Source organism: Oerskovia sp. Root918 (assembly GCF_001428945.1).
Taxonomy (GTDB): Bacteria; Actinomycetota; Actinomycetes; order Actinomycetales; family Cellulomonadaceae; genus Oerskovia; species Oerskovia enterophila.
The window spans coordinates 352,001-366,697 of the sequence record NZ_LMJG01000001.1 but is presented as its reverse complement, the minus strand read 5'-3'; the positions used below and the strand labels follow the sequence as shown (position 1 = coordinate 366,697).

Here is a 14,697-nt window from a genome sequence, read left to right as displayed (position 1 = left end):
CTCAGCACGACCGACGGCCGCTCTCCCCGTGGGGAGAGCGGCCGTCGGTCGTGCCAAGGAGTGCGGTGGCTCAGAGCGCCCGGCGCGCCCGCACCGACTCGGCCAGCTCGCCGAGCAGCTCGGCCGTGGTGTCCCAGTCGATGCACTTGTCCGTCACGGACTGGCCGTAGACGAGCCCGCGCGGAGCCGGCGCCTGCGCCCCGGCCACGATGAAGCTCTCCATCATGAGGCCCGTGATCCCGGCCTCGCCCTCGGCGATGCGCGTCGCGACCTCGCGCACGACCTCGGCCTGACGCACGTGGTCCTTGCCCGAGTTGCCGTGGCTCGCGTCGATGACCAGGCCGTGCTCGACGGCCCCGCCCAGGCCCGAGGACGCGGCCACGCGCAGGGCGGACGCGACGTCGTCGGGCCCGTAGTTGGGGCCGCTGCGGCCACCGCGCAGGATGATGTGGCAGTCCGGGTTGCCCGCGGTCTCGACCGCGGCCGCGCGGCCCGCCCCGTCCGTACCGAAGAACGTGTGCTCGCTCGCCGCGGTGATGCAGCCGTCGACCGCGATCTGGATGTCGCCGTCGGTCGCGTTCTTGAAGCCGACCGGCATCGACAGGCCCGACGCGAGCTGGCGGTGCACCTGGCTCTCGACGTTGCGCGCACCGATCGCGCCCCACGAGACGGCGTCGGCGATGTACTGCGGGCTCGTGGGCTCGAGGAACTCGGTCGCCGCGGGGACACCCGCGTCGAGGACACCGAGCAGGACCTCGCGGGCCAGGTGCAGGCCGCGGTTGACGTCGTGCGTGCCGTCGAGGTCGGGGTCGTTGATGAGGCCCTTCCAGCCGACCGTCGTGCGCGGCTTCTCGAAGTACACGCGCATGACGATCGCGAGGTCCTCCGACAGGTCCTTGGCCACGGCCGCCAGGCGGTGCGCGTAGTCGAGCGCTGCCTCGGGGTCGTGGACCGAGCACGGGCCGACGATCACGAGCAGGCGGTCGTCGTCCCCCGCCAGGACGTCGCGGATCTCGCGGCGCGACTGGGTGACCAGGTCACCCCGGGCCGTGCCGAGGGGAAGCTCGGCGAGCATGTCGACGGGTGCGGGCAGCGGGTCGAGGGCGCGGATGCGCAGGTCGCTCGTGGGCGCCTGCAGCTCGTACTCGGGGTGAGAGGTCACGCGTTCCATGGTGTCACCTGCGCCGGTGGCGGAGGTGACCGTCTCGGGGTGACGTTCGTCGACGGTCTCCGCAGAGACGGCGGTCGAGGTCGTGGCGGTCATGCGAGGGCTCCTGATCTGAAGGTGACTCAGACGGAGCCGTGCGGCCTGCTCTGTGTCCGGAGTCGGCCCGTCTGAATGACGAAGGGCCCGGACGCGGTCTGCGTCCAAGGCCCTGTGCTGGCTCCGGGGAAGGTTGGTCAGGCGAACGCCCGCTCGGCCCCTCCAGGAGCCAGCGTAAAGCGCCAATACCAACGAACCGTGTTCACCCGACGACCGTAGCACAGCCGTTTCGGGGACCGGCAGGGCCGTCTCAGACTCCGGTCGGGAGTGCTCGGGGCCGCGTCGGCCCCGCAGGCGGCCGGCACGCGGTCAGCGCGCCGTCGGTACGCGCCGTCTACGCTCGGTCCATGCCGATCCCCGAGTTCGTCGCCGCGCTCCGCTCCCACGTCGGGACCGACCTCCTGTGGATGCCGGGGGTCTCGGGCGTCGTGATCGACGACGACGGACGTCTCCTGCTCGGGCAGCGCGCCGACACCGGGCAGTGGGCGATCGTGAGCGGGATCCTCGAGCCGGGCGAGGACCCCGCGGTCGGTCTCGCGCGCGAGGTCCTCGAGGAGACCGGCGTGACCGTCGGGGTCGACGCCCTGACCGGGGTCACGGTGACCCCGGCCGTCGAGTACCCCAACGGTGACCGCTCGCAGTACCTCGACCTGTGCTTCCTGTGCCGCCCGGTCTCCCCCGCCGCGGCGGCAGCGGCCCACGTGGCCGACGACGAGTCCCTCGCGGTCGCGTGGTTCGCCCCCGACGACCTCCCGGCCGACCTCGCCGCCTCGACGAGCGAGCGGCTCGGCCACACCCTGGGCTACCTCGCGGACCCGACCGCGGGACCGTTCTTCGTCCGGTAGCCCGGTGTGCGGGGCCGCCCGGCAGGACCCGCGCACCGGGCGCCCCGCGGTGTGCGCGGGGGTCGCGGTCGCGTCACGACCAGCGGAACAGCTTCACCGCGAGCGGCAGCAGCACCACGGTCCACACGGCCATGACCACGAGCTGCGAGAGGGGCACGCCGTCCTCGAACCAGCCCGTCGTCATGGCCTGCGTCGCGGCGCCGAGCGGCGTGTACCCACCGATCGTGCGGAGCACCTCGGGCATGATCGGCCCGGGCGTCCACATGCCCGCGAGGAAGAGCATCGGGAAGTAGAGCGTCATCCCGATCGCCGACGCGGTGCTCGCCTTCCCGGCGCGCGACGCGATGAGCATCCCGAGCGAGAACATCGACAGGATCCCCAGCAGGAAGCTCCCCGCGACGACGGCCGGGTTCGCGGGCGCCGCGAGGTCGAACACCAGGCTCCCGACGAGCACCGCGAGCAGCGCCGCGACGCAGACCGTCACCAGGTTGATGAACAGGTGGGCGCCGATGAGCCCCTGCGGCCTCATGGGCGTGGTCGAGAGCCTGCGCAGCACGCCCTTCTCACGGAACGTCGCGAAGTACACGGGCATGGTCGTGAGCGCGACCGTCGCGACCGCGGTCGCGAGCGCCACGGGCACGTAGACCGCCACGGCGGTCAGCCCTCCCCAGGGCGGTGGGGCGTCGGTGATGACCTCCCGCATGCCGGGGATCGCGAAGCCCACGCCCACGAGGAGCACGGTCGGGAAGAGGAGCGCGAAGAAGACCGTCCCCGGGTCGCGGAGCAGCAGCCGGGCCTCGGTCAGTGTCAGTGTCCGCAGGCCGTGCCAGCCCGTGCCAGCGACCTTGCGGCGGCGGGGTCCTGCCACCTGCGTGCGTGTTGCCGTCTGCGTGGTCATCGCGCTGCTCCCTCGGTGTCGGACCGGTCGTCGGTCAGGGTGGGGCCCGTCGCCCCCGTGTGGTCGTAGGTCCTGCCCGTGACGTGCACGAACACGTCCTCGAGCGAGCGCGTCACGGTCCGGACGTCGGGCACCACGTCCACCTCGGCGAGGGCCAGCACGACGGCGGGCAGCACCCGCCGCGTCCCGGTCACCTCGATCTCGTGGCCCTCGCGCGTCACTGCCTGGACGTCCGCGAGCCCGGCGAGGATCTCGAGCACGTCGGCCTCCTCGTGGGGCTCGACCCGCAGGCGCAGCACGCGCGTGGCATCGACCGACTCGATGAGCTCGGCCGGCGAACCGGCCGCGACCACGACTCCCTGGTCGATGATGACGAGCCGGTCGCACAGGCGCTCGGCCTCGTCCATGAAGTGGGTCACGAGCAGGATCGTCACGCCGCGGTCGCGCACCCGCTCGACGAGCTCCCACGTGGCGCGACGGGCCTGCGGGTCCAGGCCCGTGGTCAGCTCGTCGAGGATCGCGACCTGCGGGTTCCCCACGAGTGCGAGCGCGATCGACAGCCGCTGCTTCTGGCCGCCCGACAACTTGGCGAACTGCTGGTCGCGGTGCGGCGTGAGGTCGAGCAGGTCCAGGAGCTCGCTCGTGTCGGCGGGCGACTCGTAGAACGACGCGTACAGCCGCAGCGCCTCGGCGACGGTCATGCGGTCGTTGAGCTCGGCCTCCTGGAGCTGGACGCCCAGGAGCTCGCGCACCGAGGCCGGGTCCTTCTGCGGGTCCCTGCCGAGGATCCGGACGGTCCCGGAGTCGGCCTGCCGGAGCCCGGCGAGGCACTCGACGGTCGTGGTCTTGCCGGCCCCGTTGGGGCCGAGGATGCCGAAGATCTCCCCCGGCCCGACGGCGAGGCTCACGTCGCGCACGGCGACGTTGCTCCCGTACGCCTTGCGGAGGGCGACGACCTCGATGGCCGGTGCGGCGCCGTCGGGCAGCGTGCGCGCCGAGCGCGACCGGGTGGTCGACGACGCGGGCGGGACGGACGGGACAGGATGTGCGGTGGTCATGGTGCCCTCCCTGAGGGTGTGCTCGCCCGCCGGGCGGCGCACCGGTGGACCGGACGCCGTCCGTCGGACGGGATGAACGCTGTGGTGGGTGCGCCGGTCCCCGGTTCGGAGGCACGCCGCGCGAAAGGCGTCGGGGACGCCAGGGCCGTCAGGTCGTGACGGGAGCGATGGCCACCGACCGCGTGATCAGTCGGAACGCGAACGCCGCTGCGGCCAGGGCGACCAGCCCACCGACCGCCGCGATCAGGACCTCGAGGTCGTCGAGGCCGACCGCCTGGGCGAACGGCTTGCCGAAGTAGCCGCTCTGGAACGCGAGCTCGACGAGCGCCACGGGAACCAGGAGCAGAGGGAGCGCGAACGTCCCGCGCAGGAAGCGGAGCCGGTAGTACCCCATGCCGATCGCCGCGCCCACGAGCCAGTAGACGGCGCAGAAGAAGACCTGCGACAGGAACACTGTCCCGAGGACCCTGGCGTCGACGTCGAGCTGGCTGCTCTCGAGGGTCGGGAGCCACCCGAGCGAACGGAAGACCGCCCACTCGGCGTAGCCGAGAAGTGCTGCCGCGAGACCGAACGTGACCCCGACGACGCCCGCCGTGAGCCACGCCGCGCGGATCAGCGACCGTCGCGTGCCGCCTGCCGCGACGTGCACGGCGATGCTCCCGATCGGGAAGATGATCCCCAGGACGAACAGGAAGAACTTGACCGACCCGTTGACGACGCCTTCGATCGGCTCGCCCTCGAAGGTGTTCGTCTGGCCCCCGAGGTAGCCGATGACCGCGGCGACGACCACGACGATCGCCCAGTACCAGACGCCGACCGTCCAGGATCCCGCGGTCATGTTCCAGGTCGCGGTGCGCAGCGACCGCTTCTCGGCCGTGCGGCGCACCTCGGCACGCTGCACGGCCCGGTCGGTGAGGGCTGCCGGGCCCAGGTTCTCGGTCATGACCGCTCCTCTCGCGTCAGGTGCACGAACAGGTCCTGCAACGGCACCGCGCCGAGCTCGAGGCCCGCCTCGGTCGCCGCGGTGCGCTCGGCGTCGTCGAGCGTGCCGAACAGCGTGACCTGGGCCGTGCCACCCAGGCGTTGCCGGGCCAGGACGCGCCGGCCGTCGACGAACGACTCGACCACGGCCGCCGAGCCCGTGAGGCTCACTCCCCTGCTGCGGACGGACTCGACGCTCTCCGCGAGGAGCACGCGCCCCCGGTCGACGATCACGACGTCCTCGAAGATCCGCTCGACCTCGTCGATCAGGTGGCTCGACAGGACGATCGTGCGCGGGTGCTCGGTGTAGTCCTCGACGAGCGCGTCGTAGAACGCGTACCGGCTGGGCGCGTCCATGCCGAGGTACACCTCGTCGAAGATCGTCAGCGGTGCGCGGGACGCGAGCCCGATGACCGCCCCGAGCGCCGACCGCTTGCCGCGCGAGAGGTCCTCGGGGTTCTTGCGCAGGTCGACCTCGAACAGGTCGACCAGACGGGCCGCGAGGTCCGCGTCCCAGTGCTCGCGCATCTCGGCGTAGTACCCCAGGCTGTCGGCGACCTTGGTCGCCGAGATCGTGTCGCCGCTCTCGCGGACGAGCTGCGTGCCGGCCATGGCCCAGGCGTTCTCGAACGGGTCCTCGCCGTCGACCAGCACGGTCCCGGCGTCGGGGCGGCGCATGGCGGCGATCAGCGAGAGGGCCGTCGTCTTGCCCGCGCCGTTGCGGCCGAGAAGTCCCGTGATGGTGCCGGGACGGATCTGGAGGCTCAGTCCGTCGAGCGCCGGGTGCTTCTCGCCCTTGCCGAAGCTCAGCGTCACGTCCCGGAGCTCGACGCCGAACGGGTCGGGGCGGGTGGGGGCGGTCATGGGGTCTCTCCCGTCGGGGTGGGGCGGTCCTGGGGACCGCGGCCGAGGACGTGGTCCACGATCTCGGCGGGCGTGATGCCCAGCAGGTCGGCCTGGACCAGAGCGGGGCGCAGGACCTCGGCGAAGTAGCGGTCGCGATGCTCGGCGAGCAGCTTCTCGCGGGCTCCCGAGGCGACGAACATGCCGACGCCGCGCCGCTTGTAGAGCACTCCCTCGTCGACCAGCCCTGCGAACGCCTTGGCGGCGGTCGCGGGGTTGATGCGGAAGGTCGTCGCGTACTGGGTGGTCGACATGACCTGCTCCTCCTCGGCGAGGTCTCCGCTCAGGATCTGGGCGCGGATCTGCTGGGCGATCTGCAGGTAGATGGGTTCAGGTCCGTCGAACATGGTGCCCATCCTCTCGCCGATCGCACGTTCTATGGTTCGTTACATGAGTAATGAACCATAGAACCCTGGGTGTGCGCAAGGGGCAACGCTGCCGAGAAGTGAGCGGTGGCCCCCGATCCGGTGGAATCAGGGGCCACCGCTCACTTCTCGGCGTCGCTCGGTCGTGCGCTCACGACTCGACGGCCACCCCACCGCTCTCCGGCTGCTGCTGGACCTCCTCGTCCGCGAGGCTCTCGAGCAGGTCGAGCGACGGCACGAAGAACAACGATCCCGTCAGCGCGGTCGACACCTCGAGGATCCGGTCGGTGTTGCCCTCGGGCTCGCCGATGAACATGCGGTGCAGCATGAGCTCGGTCACCGCGGGGTCCTTCGCGTACGCGATGTAGTACGTCCCGAACACGCCCGACCCCGCATCGCCGAACGGCATGTTGTCGCGCAGGATCGCAAGCTCCTCGCCGTCCTCGTCCTCGATCACGTTGAGCGCGACGTGCGAGCTGCTGGGCTTGACGTCGTCGTCGAGCTCGATGTCGTCGAGCTTGGTGCGCCCGATCGCCTTCTCCTGCTCCTCGGTGCTCAGCCCGTTCCAGGTGTCGAGGTCGTGCACGTACTTCTGCACGACGACGTAGCTCCCACCCACGAAGTCCGGCTCGTCCACGACCAGCGCGGCCTCGGGCGCGGCCCGGCCCGTCGGGTTCTCGGTCCCGTCGACGAAGCCCAGGAGGTCGCGCGAGTCGAAGTACCGGAAGCCCGTGGTCGAGTCCTCGACGACCACGGCGTCGCCCAGCGCGCGCATGATCTGGCGGGCGAGCTCGAACGTGAGGTCGGCCCGGTCCGCGCGGAGGTGGAAGAGCACGTCCCCCGGGGTCGACGGGGCCGTGTGCCGGGCACCGGCCAGGGCCGTGAACGGGTGCAGGTGCGCGGGGCGCGCCGCCCCCGTGGGCCGGACGCGGTCCCAGAAGTCCGAGCCCAGGCCCACCACGCACGACAGCTCGGCCCGGCCCTGCCGGAAGCCCACCGAGCGCACCAGCCCGTTGACGTCCGAGGCCACGCCGAGCAGCGTCGCGTCCGCCTCGGGAGTCCCCGTGGAGCGCACGACGAGGAACTCTGCGGACGTCGTGAGCTGGTACAGCACGGGCTGCGGCTCGGGGTCCGGCGCAGGGACGGGGGCCGGGAGCTGGGGGTTGGTCACGGGGCACCTCCGCGTCGCGCCCGCCGCACGGGAGGCGCGGGTCTTCCCCGAGTCTGTCCGGCGGGCGGCGGTTCGTCGCGCGCAACGGATCCCGTGCGCGCCGGGCGGGGCGGCCGCACCTGGGTGCGCACAGCCCGACGGCGCCCGCCCACCGGAAGGTGAGGGGCGCCGTCGGGCACCGCGGTGCCTGGCCCGTCGCCGGGCCAGCGGGACCGACGGGAGACCTCGGCCTCCCGCCCGTCCCGGCAGCACGAGTCAGGCCGAGGCAGCGGCCTTGCTCGTGAGGTCTGCCGCGACCAGCTCCGCGACCTGCACCGCGTTGAGCGCGGCGCCCTTGCGAAGGTTGTCGTTCGAGACGAACAGCACCAGGCCACGTCCTCCCGGCACGCTCTGGTCGGTGCGGATGCGGCCCACGAACGACGGGTCCGCGCCAGCGGCCTCGAGCGGGTTCGGGACGTCCGAGAGCTCGACGCCCGGGGCCGCCGCGAGCAGCTCGCGCGCACGGTCCGGAGTGATGGCCTGGCCGAACTCGGCGTGGATCGCGAGCGAGTGGCCCGTGAAGACCGGGACGCGCACGCACGTGCCCGCGACCAGGAGGTCGGGAAGACCCAGGATCTTGCGCGACTCGTTGCGGAGCTTCTTCTCCTCGTCGGTCTCCTCCTCGCCGTCGTCGACGATCGACCCGGCGAGCGGCACCACGTTGAACGCGATGTTGCGCGGGAACTTGTCCGGCGCGGGGAACGAGACAGCGCTGCCCGAGTGCACCAGGCCCGTGAGGTCCTGCTCGGCCCCGGCGACCGCCTGGTCGCGCAGCTCGGCCGCACCTGCCAGCCCCGCGCCAGAGACCGCCTGGTACGTCGCCACGATCAGGCGCTCGAGGCCTGCCTCGTCCGCGAGCGGCTTGAGGACCGGCATCGCGGCCATCGTGGTGCAGTTCGGGTTCGCGATGATGCCCTTGCGCGCCTCGTGGATCGCTTCCGGGTTGACCTCGGCCACGACGAGCGGGACGTCCGGGTCCATGCGCCACGCCGAGGAGTTGTCGATCACGACGACGCCCGCTGCGGCATAGCGCTCGGCCTGCGCCTTGGACGTCGCGCCGCCCGCGGAGAACAGGGCGATGTCGAGGCCCGAGACGTCGGCCGTGGCCGCGTCCTCGACGACGACGTCCTCACCCTTCCAGGGCAGCGTGCTGCCCGCGGAGCGCGCCGAGGCGAAGTAGCGGATCTGCGCGACGGGGAAGTCGCGCTCCTCGAGCAGGCGGCGCATGACGGCGCCCACCTGACCGGTCGCCCCGACGACGCCGACGACGAGGCCTGCAGAGTTCTGGTTGCTCATGGTGGTCTCCTCGCTCAACGGCCGGTGCCGGCGTAGACGACTGCTTCGCTCTCGCCGTCCAGCTCGAACGCGGTGTGGATGGCCCGCACCGCGTCGTCGAGGCTGTCGGCCCGCGTGACGACCGAGATACGGATCTCGGACGTCGTGATCATCTCGATGTTGATGCCCGCGTCACGCAGCGCACCGAACAGTCGCGCCGAGACGCCCGGGCTCGACTTCATGCCCGCGCCGATGAGCGAGACCTTGCCGATCTGGTCGTCGTACTGGAGCGACGCGAACCCGATCTCCTCGCGCACGGCGTCCAGGGCCGTGGTCGCGAGCGCGCCGTCGTCCATGGGCAGGGTGAACGAGATGTCGGTCAGGCCCGTGGCCGCGACCGAGACGTTCTGGACGATCATGTCGATGTTCGCGCCGGCACCGGCCACGACCTCGAAGATGCGGGCGGCCGTGCCCGGGACGTCCGGGACGCCCACGACGGTGATCTTGGCCTCGCTGCGGTCGTGCGCGACGCCGGAGATGATCGGATCTTCCATGATGACCTCTGCCTCGTTGTCGGCCGGGTGGCCGGGAGCCTGCTGGGGGACGTTGGGCACGGGGCGCGCGTCGTTCGACACGATGGTCCCCGGCTTCGTCGAGAACGACGAACGGACGTGGATGGGCACGTCGTAGCGGCGCGCGTACTCGACGCAGCGCAGCACCAGGACCTTGGCCCCGCTCGCCGCCATGTCGAGCATCTCCTCGTAGGAGATGCGGTCGATCTTGCGGGCCGTCGGCACGATGCGCGGGTCCGCGGTGAACACGCCGTCGACGTCGGTGTAGATCTCGCACACGTCGGCGCCCAGGCCGGCCGCGAGCGCGACCGCCGTGGTGTCCGAGCCGCCGCGACCGAGGGTCGTCACGTCGTTGGTGCTCTGCGTGACGCCCTGGAACCCGGCGACGATCGCGACCGAGCCCTTCTCGACCGTCTCGCGGATGCGGTGCGGCACGACGTCGACGATGTGCGCCTTGCCGTGCACGGCGTCCGTGATCACGCCGGCCTGCTGGCCCGTGAACGACTTGGCCTTGACGCCGAGGTTGTTGATCGCCATCGCCAGCAACGACATCGAGATGCGCTCGCCTGCCGTGAGCAGGATGTCCATCTCGCGCTGGGGGGGAAGGGGGGTGACCTGCTGGGCGAGATCGATGAGCTCGTCCGTCGTGTCACCCATGGCCGAGACCACGACGACCACGTCATGTCCGGCCCGCTTGGTCTCTGCGATGCGCTTCGCCACCCGCTTGATGCTCTCTGCATCAGCTACCGACGAGCCACCATATTTCTGCACGACAAGTGCCACTAGCCTGCTCCGTTACGTCGCCGGCCTCCGTCTCTCTCAACGGCCCGCCGGGTGTTTTACGAGTCGGTCGATGATAGCCCGGCGCCCGTGGACGGCGGGAGGGGGCTCAGGATGCGAACGGTCCGGGCCGGTGCCGGTCGCTGACCTGCGGGGATGCGGACGGTCCGGGCCGATGCTGCTACCGGCGCTGTGTGCCGAGCACGAGGTTGTGGTCGATCTGACCCTGAGAACGACCGCAACCTCGTGCTCGGCAGTCGCCACCGCGTGAAGGGTCAGTGCCCGAGGCGTCCCGGCAGCTCGTCGAGCGACGTGATCCGCGCGGGCTCGTCGAACGGCCCTCGTCCGCCCCGGTCCAGGTGGACGGCCTGCAGCCCGGCCGCTCGGGCGGCGACGACGTCGAGGTCGTGCCGGTCCCCGACGTGCAGCACCTTCTCCGGCACCACTCCCAGCGCGGCGCAGACCTTCCGGTAGCTCGCCGGTGCGGGCTTGGCCACCGCGAGCCTCTCGGCCGTGAACACCGGCCCGATCCGCCCGTTCAGCCCCACGGCGCGGAGCTTGGCGTGCTGCTGATCCTCGGTCCCGTTGGTCAGGACGGCCAGCTGGACCGGCCGGGCCTGCAGCGCGGCGAGCATCGGCTCGACGTCGTGGAACGCGGTCCACGACGCCTCGTAGTGCGCGACATAGCTGGCGAAGACCTGGTCGAGGTCGTCGTCAGATCCCACATCGAGGCCCGCGAGCGGCAGGACGTCGCGCAGACGCCTGCGCCGCTGCTCAGCGAAGTCGACCTCCTTCGAGCGCCACGCCAGGAAGTGCTTCTCCTCGGCCGTGAACCACGCCGAGGCCAGCGCGTCGGTGACCTGCACCCCGAGTTCGGGGAGCCACGCAGCGAGCGCCGCGCGCGCGGCCCCTTCGTGGTCGAGCAGCGTCCCGTCGAGATCGAGGACGACGGCCTGCACGGGAACGGTCACGGCCGCGATCCTAGGCGACGCCAGCGCCTGGTGCCGAGCACGAGGTTGCGGTCGGTATGACTCTGAGAACGACCGCGACCTCGTGCTCGGCGAACAACCGCGCTGGGCAGGCAGGCAAGCAGGTGGTCAGGCCGACGGCCCGGTCAGGTGCGCGGATTGGCCAGCACGAGATAGGCGTACAGGCCGAGCGCCGCGCACGCCAGCAGCAACAGGAGGAGGCCACGCCGCCGCGGCCAGGCGACGAGGACCCCGAGCGCGGCAGGCACCGTGACCATCGCCACGAAGAGTGCGAAGGCCTCGGCGGCAGGCGTCGGATCGCCGAAGCAGGCCAGGTCCGCTTCGACGAAAATCCCCGTCTCGCAGTAGTAGCCGTACCCGTCCATCCCCACGTCGTAGGTGATCAGGGCGGGGAACACCGCCAGGATGTATCCCACGACCGCGACGACCACCCCGGCGACCAGCCGCCCCAGCGCCAGGCCTGGCCTCCGCGGCCGGGGCCGAGGCCGGCCGAACGGGCCGGTCACGCCGGAGGGGTCGATGCGCACCGGGTCGCGCGCCCGCTCCCCCGCCCGCGCACGAGGCGGGTCGTCGCGCGTGGCAGGCAGCTCGAGATCAGGCGAGCAGCCACCCGTCTCCGACCGGACCATGCGTCGCGGCCCTGCCCGCCGGGCCCCGGCCGGCCCCGTGCCGTCCGACCCGGCCCCCGCCCCGCTCAACCTCACTCCCCGAGGCTCGTGACGACGTCGTACCCGAGCTTGCAGATGAGCGCCCCCACCACGACCACGAACACGACCCGCACGAACCCGCTGCCCTTGGCCACGGCCATGCGCGCCCCGATGTACGCGCCCAGCAGGTTCGCGGCCCCGATCGCGAGCCCCAGCCCCCACAGCACCGCGCCGTACGGGACGAAGAAGATGAGCGCGCCCGCGTTGGTCGCGAAGTTGGCGATCTTCGCGAGCGCGGAGGCCGGCAGGAACGCGTACCCCAGGATGCTGACGAGCGAGATGACGAAGAACGTCCCCGTCCCGGGCCCGAGCAGCCCGTCGTAGAACCCGATCACGAGCCCGATCCCGGCCGCGGCCCACCGGTGCCCGTTGCCCTCCCAGCGCAGGTTCGTCGTGTGCCCGAGCCTGGGCTTGGCGATCGTGTAGACCGCCACCGCGATCAGGACCACGAGGATGATCGGCTTGAACAGCTCGGCGGGGATCTTCGACGCGAGCGCCGCGCCGCCGATCGCCCCGAACAGAGCCGCGATCGCCATGGGACCGGCGGTCCGCAGGTCGGGACCCACCCGCCGGTAGTACGTCGTCGCGCTCACGGAGGTGCCCATGATGCTCGCGAGCTTGTTCGTCGCGAGGGCCTGGACCGGGCTGATGCCCGGCACGAGCAGCAGCGCAGGGAGTTGGACGAGCCCTCCCCCGCCCACGACCGCGTCGATCCAGCCCGCGGTCAGGCCCGCGAGGACCAGGAGGGCGATCGTCAGGAGGTCGAGCTCGAGCCCGCCCGAGCCCGGCAGCACGATCCCCTCGCCCGCGGCGAGAGGCGCGTGCGCCACGAGAGGAGGCGTCGCGGCGAGGTCCCAGGTCACACGGAAGTCTTGCACGACGGCGGAGGCGGCACCCAGGTACTGGACAGAACCTTGTCCGGGTTCGCCACCACGGTCCTCGATGCCCCGTGGTGCTCAGCGAAGTGACGAGCACGGGAGCTCCCCAGGGCGCATGCCTGTGACTCGTCGGTGGCCCGCGTAGTCTCACGACCGTCGCGCCGCTTCTTCTCTCCCACCCCTCACCGACGGCGACCGGCCCGCTCCTCAGGCGTCCGGGAGGTCGGCGATGCGGGACGAGATCCGCTCCAGAACACGCAGCTCGTCGGACGTCAGGTGGTCGACGAGACGACGGCGTACCGAGCGGACGTGGTGCGGAGCGGCCTGCTCGAGGATCTCGAAGCCGTGATCAGTCAGTCCGATGACGCAGCCGCGCGCGTCCGACGGGTCCGGGTGCCGCTCGACGAGGTCACGCACCTCCATCCGGTCGATGTGGTGCGACAGGCGGCTGCGGGACCACTCCATCTTGGCTGCCAGGTCCTTCAGGGCGCGGCGTCGGCCATCCCGCTCCGAGAGCGTGCTGAGCACCTCGTAGTCGGGGGCAGACAGCCCGGAGTCGGCTGCCAGGTCGCGGGCCGTACGGGCGGGCAGCACCGTGAGCAGACGACGGAAGGCCCGCCAGGCTCTCTCCTCCTCGGGGGTGAGCCACGGAACGGCCGTCGTCGGCGCATCGTGCCGAGAGCCGGCAGGCCGTCCGGTGAAATTCGTTGACATGTCATCATTCTAGCCTCTAAGGTCGTTGACATGTCAACGAAGCCGCGCATCATGGTCCTCACCACCAGCACCCGGCCCGGACGCAGGGGGCGGGCGATCACCGACTGGTTCCTCGATGTCGCCTCCTCGCGTCCAGACCTCACCGTCGACGACGCCGACCTGGCCCTGATCCGGCTGCCCCTCCTCGACGAGCCCGGCGAGCCGGCATCGGGCTCCTACCGCCATCGACACACCCAGCAGTGGAGCCATCGGGTCGCTGCCGCGGACGCGGTGGTCGTGATCCTCCCGGAGTACAACCACGGCATGCCGGCGACGTTCAAGAACGCAGTCGACTACCTCTCCGCCGAGTGGGCCTACAAGCCCGTCGCATTCATCAGCTACGGCAACACCTCGGCGGGCACGCGTTCCCTGCAGATGGCCAAGCAGGTCACGAGCGCCCTGAAGATGATCCCGGTGGGCGCCGCCATCTCGCTGCGGATCTCCGACGCTCTCCCCGAAGGAACCGTGATCGACTCCCCTGCGCTCGTCGCGAGCGCCGGCGCCCTCCTCGACGACCTCGCACGGGTGTCGAGCACCGTCCACCCTCTGTTCGCACGAACGACCAGGACCAGCAACGGTTCCGACGCCCCGCCACTCCCGGCGCCCGTGCCCGTCCCTGACGTGACGCTCACCCGGGCGACCGCCGTGGACGCGGGCGAGCTCTTGGTGCTCCAGCGCGCCTGCTGGGTGCAGGAGGCGATCGCCAACGCCTCGCTCCGACATGCGGCACTCACCGAGTCTCTCGACGACGTCATCGCGTGGGTCGCCGACTGGCAGGTCTGGGTGGTGCACCGCCACGGGCGCCTGGTCGCAGCGGTGCGTGCTCGCCGCGACGGAGCGATCTGGGAGATCGGCCGGCTGATGGTGGCCCCCGATCTCGCCGGACGCGGCCTGGGCACGTGGCTGCTGGAGCATGCCGAACGTGCCGCACCCGAGGAATCCACGTCGATCGGCCTGTCCACGGGGAGCAGGAGCCTGCGCAACCTCGCCCTCTATCGACGGGCCGGCTACCGACCCGTCGAGGAGGTCGACGGTGCCGTCCGGCTGGTCAAGAACCTGGACAACGAGAACGTCGCCGGGATGCGCGACGAAGAAGCCGACAGGCGACGTAGCGACCGCGTCGACGAACCACGGGACGATCGCAAGCGTCCGGTCCGCGCCGTCGGGGCACCTGTCGACGTCGGCTGACAGGTCATGGCCGCGGTGGCAGCGGTTCGCA

General features: G+C 71.5%; 15 protein-coding genes. 2 read left to right on the top strand and 13 right to left on the bottom strand.

The window, feature by feature from the left end; genetic code table 11:
- Positions 1 to 70: 70 nt before the first annotated feature.
- Complete coding sequence (locus ASE27_RS01620; protein WP_056646523.1) at positions 71 to 1,171, bottom strand: 3-deoxy-7-phosphoheptulonate synthase; 1,101 nt, start codon at positions 1,169 to 1,171, stop codon at positions 71 to 73.
- A gap of 440 nt (positions 1,172 to 1,611) precedes the next feature.
- Between ASE27_RS01620 and ASE27_RS01615 the strand changes: the two genes are divergently transcribed.
- Positions 1,612 to 2,109 carry an NUDIX domain-containing protein gene (locus ASE27_RS01615; RefSeq protein ID WP_056645071.1) on the top strand — a complete coding sequence of 166 codons (498 nt, stop codon included), beginning with the start codon at positions 1,612 to 1,614 and terminating at the stop codon, positions 2,107 to 2,109.
- A 73-nt stretch (positions 2,110 to 2,182) separates the two neighbouring features.
- Here the strand turns inward: ASE27_RS01615 and ASE27_RS01610 are convergent, their stop codons facing one another.
- The 12 genes from ASE27_RS01610 to ASE27_RS01555 all read right to left on the bottom strand — a co-directional run bounded on the left by ASE27_RS01610 (position 2,183) and on the right by ASE27_RS01555 (position 13,439).
- Positions 2,183 to 3,007, bottom strand: coding sequence for an ABC transporter permease (locus tag ASE27_RS01610; protein WP_056645069.1), 825 nt, complete (start codon positions 3,005 to 3,007; stop codon positions 2,183 to 2,185).
- On the bottom strand, positions 3,004 to 4,065 hold the full coding sequence (locus ASE27_RS01605; protein ID WP_082608514.1) for an ABC transporter ATP-binding protein: 1,062 nt from the start codon (positions 4,063 to 4,065) through the stop codon (positions 3,004 to 3,006). The genes ASE27_RS01610 and ASE27_RS01605 overlap by 4 nt, the downstream gene beginning before the upstream one ends.
- 148 nt (positions 4,066 to 4,213) lie before the next feature.
- Positions 4,214 to 5,008: a hypothetical protein gene (locus ASE27_RS01600; protein ID WP_056645066.1), complete on the bottom strand. Its 795-nt coding sequence runs from the start codon at positions 5,006 to 5,008 to the stop codon at positions 4,214 to 4,216.
- Positions 5,005 to 5,910, bottom strand: a complete 906-nt coding sequence (locus tag ASE27_RS01595) for an ATP-binding cassette domain-containing protein (protein ID WP_056645064.1) — start codon at positions 5,908 to 5,910, stop codon at positions 5,005 to 5,007. The genes ASE27_RS01600 and ASE27_RS01595 overlap by 4 nt, the downstream gene beginning before the upstream one ends.
- Positions 5,907 to 6,296, bottom strand: coding sequence for a GntR family transcriptional regulator (locus ASE27_RS01590; protein ID WP_056646520.1), 390 nt, complete (start codon positions 6,294 to 6,296; stop codon positions 5,907 to 5,909). The genes ASE27_RS01595 and ASE27_RS01590 overlap by 4 nt, the downstream gene beginning before the upstream one ends.
- Positions 6,297 to 6,465: 169 nt before the next feature.
- Entirely contained in the window at positions 6,466 to 7,485 is a 1,020-nt protein-coding gene (locus ASE27_RS01585) for a Dyp-type peroxidase (RefSeq protein WP_056645062.1), read from the bottom strand.
- A gap of 255 nt (positions 7,486 to 7,740) precedes the next feature.
- Positions 7,741 to 8,820 (bottom strand): aspartate-semialdehyde dehydrogenase, encoded by a 1,080-nt coding sequence (locus tag ASE27_RS01580; RefSeq protein WP_056645060.1) that lies wholly within the window; start codon positions 8,818 to 8,820, stop codon positions 7,741 to 7,743.
- 14 nt (positions 8,821 to 8,834) lie between these two features.
- Positions 8,835 to 10,154 carry an aspartate kinase gene (locus ASE27_RS01575; RefSeq protein ID WP_056645058.1) on the bottom strand — a complete coding sequence of 440 codons (1,320 nt, stop codon included), beginning with the start codon at positions 10,152 to 10,154 and terminating at the stop codon, positions 8,835 to 8,837.
- A gap of 272 nt (positions 10,155 to 10,426) precedes the next feature.
- Positions 10,427 to 11,122, bottom strand: a complete 696-nt coding sequence (locus ASE27_RS01570) for an HAD family hydrolase (RefSeq protein ID WP_056645057.1) — start codon at positions 11,120 to 11,122, stop codon at positions 10,427 to 10,429.
- Between the two features lie 143 nt (positions 11,123 to 11,265).
- Positions 11,266 to 11,769 carry a hypothetical protein gene (locus ASE27_RS01565; protein ID WP_157257336.1) on the bottom strand — a complete coding sequence of 168 codons (504 nt, stop codon included), beginning with the start codon at positions 11,767 to 11,769 and terminating at the stop codon, positions 11,266 to 11,268.
- 71 nt (positions 11,770 to 11,840) lie between these two features.
- On the bottom strand, positions 11,841 to 12,638 hold the full coding sequence (locus ASE27_RS01560) for a TSUP family transporter (RefSeq protein WP_056646518.1): 798 nt from the start codon (positions 12,636 to 12,638) through the stop codon (positions 11,841 to 11,843).
- A 294-nt stretch (positions 12,639 to 12,932) separates the two neighbouring features.
- Positions 12,933 to 13,439, bottom strand: a complete 507-nt coding sequence (locus tag ASE27_RS01555; protein WP_082608382.1) for a MarR family winged helix-turn-helix transcriptional regulator — start codon at positions 13,437 to 13,439, stop codon at positions 12,933 to 12,935.
- A gap of 30 nt (positions 13,440 to 13,469) precedes the next feature.
- Between ASE27_RS01555 and ASE27_RS01550 the strand changes: the two genes are divergently transcribed.
- Complete coding sequence (locus tag ASE27_RS01550; protein ID WP_082608381.1) at positions 13,470 to 14,666, top strand: GNAT family N-acetyltransferase; 1,197 nt, start codon at positions 13,470 to 13,472, stop codon at positions 14,664 to 14,666.
- The last annotated feature ends 31 nt before the right edge of the window (positions 14,667 to 14,697 follow it).